Source organism: Bradyrhizobium sp. 31Argb, from assembly GCF_043638955.1.
Classification (GTDB): Bacteria; Pseudomonadota; Alphaproteobacteria; order Rhizobiales; family Xanthobacteraceae; genus Bradyrhizobium.
The window spans coordinates 1-2,054 of record NZ_JBEGDB010000539.1 but is presented as its reverse complement, the minus strand read 5'-3'; the positions used below and the strand labels follow the sequence as shown (position 1 = coordinate 2,054).

At 51.7% G+C, this 2,054-nt stretch carries 3 protein-coding genes; 1 reads left to right on the top strand and 2 read right to left on the bottom strand.

The genetic code is table 11. The features are described from left to right. Positions 1 to 74: 74 nt before the first annotated feature. Positions 75 to 260 carry a hypothetical protein gene (locus tag AAFX91_RS41150; protein ID WP_394570288.1) on the top strand — a complete coding sequence of 62 codons (186 nt, stop codon included), beginning with the start codon at positions 75 to 77 and terminating at the stop codon, positions 258 to 260. Between the two features lie 213 nt (positions 261 to 473). Here the strand turns inward: AAFX91_RS41150 and AAFX91_RS41145 are convergent, their stop codons facing one another. Together AAFX91_RS41145 and AAFX91_RS41140 are read right to left on the bottom strand one after the other, a co-directional pair. After that, complete coding sequence (locus AAFX91_RS41145; protein WP_394570287.1) at positions 474 to 1,187, bottom strand: hypothetical protein; 714 nt, start codon at positions 1,185 to 1,187, stop codon at positions 474 to 476. Continuing rightward, positions 1,184 to 2,054, bottom strand: an 871-nt coding sequence (locus tag AAFX91_RS41140) for a hypothetical protein (protein ID WP_394570286.1), incomplete at its 5' end; no start/stop codon positions are given. The genes AAFX91_RS41145 and AAFX91_RS41140, both read right to left, overlap by 4 nt.

Genomic DNA, 2,054 nt, shown 5'->3' with positions numbered 1-2,054 from the left:
ACGAAACAATCCACGAGATCTTCCTAGCCGACCAGATCAGCCCTCAGTGCGTGGTCGCCGGATGACGCTCACTGATGGAGGATCGTGATTTCTTCCCGGCCGCGCAGAAAGCACTGCAGCCCGACGATTGGACCGAAATCGCGTCAGCCCTGTCCCCTCACAAGAATCCGCTGTTCAGCGACGCCACGGAAGCGAGGTTCGATGCACTGCGAGCCCATATCCTGCAGCTCGAGCAGGAGGCCGAAGCCGAGCGGCATTAGTGCAAAAGAAGTTCAGACCAGCGAAGCGGCGGAGTAGGTCTGCTGATCGAATGTCGGTGCCGGGCTCTACGAGTAGTGACGTTGTTTCCGCCCCCGTCTCTGCAAGACAACATGCCTCCTCATGACTAGAGGATGACGAGACTTGCTTAGCAAAGAGTTGACGCACTTAAATGAGGCCTGGGCGGCCGACGCTCAAGCAACCGCCCATGGCACCTACCTAGAAATTTCACCGCTCGATAGTGCCTGAACGATCACCGCAAAAAGTTCCTGAGCAGGTCGGCCCGATATTTCTGAGCAAATATGTTCAACACTGATATCACAATACTGGCCCCTCCGCGGGTTGAAGAGGCCGACATTCTGAATTTCGAACTGTTTAGATCCAGAAGCCGAGTTGAGGGCCGCGTACGTAATCGTCTGCCTGATGTCGCTGCTACGAACCGGCCGTTCAACTGTTTTCACCTCATACAACGTCGAACCAAACAACACGTCACCTTCCGAAGCATCTACATAGCCACACCCTGTAAACATGGGCCGAAGCACCACTGGTCTAGAACCATCGAAAAAACGGCCCAACCGATTGGCTATTTCAGACACTTCGCGATCTTCCTCCTCATTCAAACGATTTTCAACATCCAGCCCTTGGTCAGAATACTGCGCCAATCGCCCCACGGTTTTCGACCACGCTGTTTCTCTTTGGCCTTTAGAATCATAGCTGCCGGCCCAACTTGACTCTCTTCGTTCCACAAAGATCGAGAATGCGTACTCGGCTATTACGGCACGTCTCGTCGTCTTGGTTGGCTGCGTCATTGGTCGATCAAAGCGATTGAGTCCACCAAGATTGAGTCGTCGAACAAAATGCTCGCAGGTCGGAGTATAGGCATGCCAAAATGCGTTGAAGGAAATCGCAAATGTTGATGCGTCGATCATAGAGGGATCACCCAATTGGGCTGATTCGCTTTCTCTCCCGCCCAACTCATAACGAACCTTTCGAAAGGGTTTAGTTCCTTACCTATATGCTTTCTCCAATGATCTCCTTCATCTTTTAGAATGTATGAGGCAATGATGAACGCCCTGCGTTCCGGCCCACTTAACTCGCGGAAACGATTTCTTCTGTCGGAAAGCCAGGACCACTCACCCCATTTCGCGAGGACTAAAATGATATCGCGGCGGACAAGGGGAGAAGTACGCTCCTCATATATCTGTTGAAGGAGCGCTTGATTGTCAGGACTGTTGGTGTGTGCAAGCACCCGCATCGCGTAACTTAAGTGGACATCCACGCGGAAGACATGCGACCGGTTCCGAATGAGCTTCTGTATCTCGACGACCACCGTCTGCTTCGTCGATGGAGACAACTCCTCGAATACCTGATCAATCATGAGGAGCACAGACGAAAAAATGGGATAAAGCACATCGCAATTTTCTAGGATCGAGAGAACCGCATCATCTTTCGTCGAGTTCTCAAGGTATCGAATTGCTGCAACTACTTTTCGTGCCAAAGCGGTATGGATACGGCTCTTAGCTAGCTCGTCTTTTAGCAGTTTTATTATGTCGAATTTCCTGATCTCGCTGCTGAGCCGTTCGTAGTCTTCTTTTGCAGTTGGCGAATAGGGATCGAAACGTAGCGAAAAACGCAGAAGTTCGCTTGATCCATGTTCGGGCGGTCGACCCTCACCATCCGCATCGACCTCATCAATCTGACGCTTTATCGGATTCGTAGTGACCTGCCACTGAGTATTTCCTCCAGAAGGAGTTAGAGTCCGGCCCGAAGAAGGACGGACAGATGAAGCGAGCAAG